The sequence below is a fragment of the Aquipseudomonas alcaligenes NBRC 14159 genome (assembly GCF_000467105.1).
GTDB classification, from domain to species: Bacteria; Pseudomonadota; Gammaproteobacteria; order Pseudomonadales; family Pseudomonadaceae; genus Aquipseudomonas; species Aquipseudomonas alcaligenes.
In genome coordinates this window covers 1-2,615 of sequence record NZ_BATI01000086.1, presented here as the reverse complement: position 1 = coordinate 2,615, position 2,615 = coordinate 1, and the positions used below count along the sequence as shown (strand labels likewise).

General features: G+C 60.0%; 2 protein-coding genes. Both read right to left on the bottom strand.

Annotated features, from left to right (window positions below; genetic code table 11):
• Positions 1–212: 212 nt before the first annotated feature.
• The gene (locus PA6_RS22090; protein ID WP_021703182.1) at positions 213–1,547 is read right to left on the bottom strand and encodes an OprD family porin; all 1,335 of its coding nucleotides are present in this window, start codon (positions 1,545–1,547) and stop codon (positions 213–215) included.
• A gap of 65 nt (positions 1,548–1,612) precedes the next feature.
• Positions 1,613–2,615 (bottom strand): heavy metal sensor histidine kinase (locus tag PA6_RS22085; protein WP_052520218.1); only part of this gene is annotated, 1,003 nt, incomplete at its 5' end.

Genomic DNA, 2,615 nt, shown 5'->3' with positions numbered 1-2,615 from the left:
GCTGGCGATGAGTGTCAGCTCCGCGTCCGTGGTGTTTAACGCCTTACGGCTGCGGCAGTCACGGATCGATTAGACCTTGCGGTAGCTAACATCGTTTGCCTCGGTCGACGAAGGGCAAGCTGACGCCATTTCATCGTAGGGGCATTCCCCATCGCCCACGACATAGCAATCTAAGAGCCTCGCCATCAGGCGAGGCTCCTCTTGGGGCTAGCTCAGAGTATCGGCAGGCTGTAGCTGACGATCAGGCGGTTCTCGTCCTGGTCGGCGGCGCTGGTGTTGCCACGCAGGCTGGCGTTACGCCAGGAGAAACCGAGGCCTTTGAGGGCACCGTCCTGAAGCACGTAGTCGAGGCGGAAGTCGCGTTCCCATTCCTTCTTCTCGCCGTCGGCCGAATCGATGTTGTCGCCGGATAGATAGGTGACAGTGGCCTTCAGACCTGGTACGCCGGCCTTGGTGAAGTCGTAGCCGTACTCGGCCAGCCAGGTGCGCTCGCCGGCACTGGCGAACTTGCCGATCTGCCGGTCGGTGATCAGGTAGGCGGTGGCGCCGTCGCCCTGGTTCAGGTAGGGGAAGTTGCTGTCGCCGGAGACTTCCTGGTAGCCGGCGCTCAGCCCGTGGCCGCCGAGGCTGTAGGTGAACAGGGCGCTCCAGGTGTCGTTGTCCACTTCGCCCTTGGTGATCGCCTTGCCGGCCGCGTTCAGACCGTAGTAGCCAGTGCTGGCATAGCCTTTGGCCACCCCGGCGGCGCTGTCGTTCTTGCCGTCGGCGTCGCTCTTGAAGTAGCGCAGGTCGGATTTCAGCGCGCCCGGGCCGATGGCCAGGCTGTGGGTCAGGCCGAGGAAGTGCTGGCGGTAGAACTCGTTCAGCTCGCCGTAGTAGTACTGCGCCAGCAGGTCCTTGCCGATCTTGTAGTCGCCACCGGCGTAGTAGAACTTGTTGCTGAACTGGCCGGTCTTGGCGTTGTTGGCTCCGGAGATGGACAGGCCTTCGTTGTTGCTCGAACTGCGCCCCTTGGCGTGTTCCAGCTGGCCGCCGACCAGGGTCAGGTTGTCGATCTCGGCTGAAGTGATCTGGCCACCCTCGAAGGTCTGCGGTAGCAGGCGACCGTCGCTGAAGGTGACCACCGGCAGCTTGGGCTGCAGGGTACCGATGCGTGCCTCGGTCTTCGACAGACGCACCTTGCCGGTCAGCCCCAGGCTGCCGAAGTTGTCCACCGCGCGACCGTTCTCGTCGGTGGGGAACACGGTGCCGCCGTATTTGCTGGAGTCGGGGTTGTAATGGCGACCCTTGCCGGAATCCAGCTTGACGCCGAGCAGGCCGAGAGCGTCGACGCCGAAGCCGACGGTCCCCTCGGTGTAGCCGGAGATGTAGTTGAACTGGAAGCCCTGACCCCATTCTTCCTGGGTGGCGCCGTCCGCGTTGCGGGTGTCCTGGTTGATGTAGAAATTGCGCAGGCCGAGGCTGGCCTTGCTGTCTTCGATGAAGCCGGCGGCGTATACATGCTGGCTCAAAAGTCCCAGTGCTAGGGAGGCACTTATTTTTTTCATGGTGATGCTCCGGGGTAAAGGCGGCTCAGCCGTATGTGAGATCACAGCGGCTAAGGCGATAGAAGTCAGCTCAGCTGTCTTCTCTGCTTTCCGATTCCGGCACGCACCAGGCTCGTTGGAGTTTCTGGCGCGCGAGGGAACAACAATCGGAAAACGGTGTAGTTGCCCGGCACGCTGGACACATCGACGGTGCCTTGGTGCAGGCTCATGATGGAGCGCACGATGGCCAATCCCAGGCCCGTGCCTCCCTCTGCTCGGGATCTACTGGTATCTACTCTGTAGAAGCGCTCGAACAGATGAGGAATGTGCTGGGCTGGGATACCAATCCCTGGATTGCCAACAGACAGCGAGACCGTCTCATGCTGCTTTTCAATCAGCAGCGAGATGCTGCTGTTGCGGGGGCTGTGACGTATGGCGTTCGACAAGAGGTTCGAGACGGCCCTTTGGATCATCAATCGATCACCGAAGGTGTGGCCTGCCCCACTGATGTCTATCGCAATCTGCTTTTCCTCGGCGGAGATAGAGAAGAGGTCTACAACTCGCCGTGCTTCGTCGTCTAAATCAATTCGCTCGAAAGGCACCAACGAAGCGGGGTGACTTACCTGAGCGAGGAAGAGCATGTCCGAGACAATGCGTGTCACGCGCCCAAGCTCCTCGGTACAGCATTCAAGGACCGCCTTGTACTCTTCTGGTGGACGCTCTCGTGAAAGCGTTACTTGAGCCTTACCCATCAGATTGCTGATGGGGGAACGTAGCTCGTGGGCCAGGTCGTCAGAAAACTGCGAGAGCTGTTGAACGCCACTGTCCAGGCGATGGAGCATGAAGTTGATGCCGTGTGCCAGCTCGCTTAGCTCTTGAGGCAGTCGATCTATTGGTATGCGATGGGTCAGGTCCTGAGTGGAAACCTGTGACGCTATTTTTCTGAACTGGCGCAGCGGTGACAATCCGCGTTGGACAATCCACCAAGCTCCAACGCCAATGAAGAGCAGAAGAAAAGGCAAGGCGATCATGGTGGATCGCAGGTACGCCGTTAGCAGTGCGTCGTCTGCAGAGCGATCTATAGAGAGC

What these genes read in the sequence shown, in the direction of transcription:
- PA6_RS22090 (WP_021703182.1), bottom strand. Translation starts at nt 1,547, where the DNA reads ATGAAAAAAATAAGTGCCTCCCTAGCACTGGGACTTTTGAGCCAGCAT.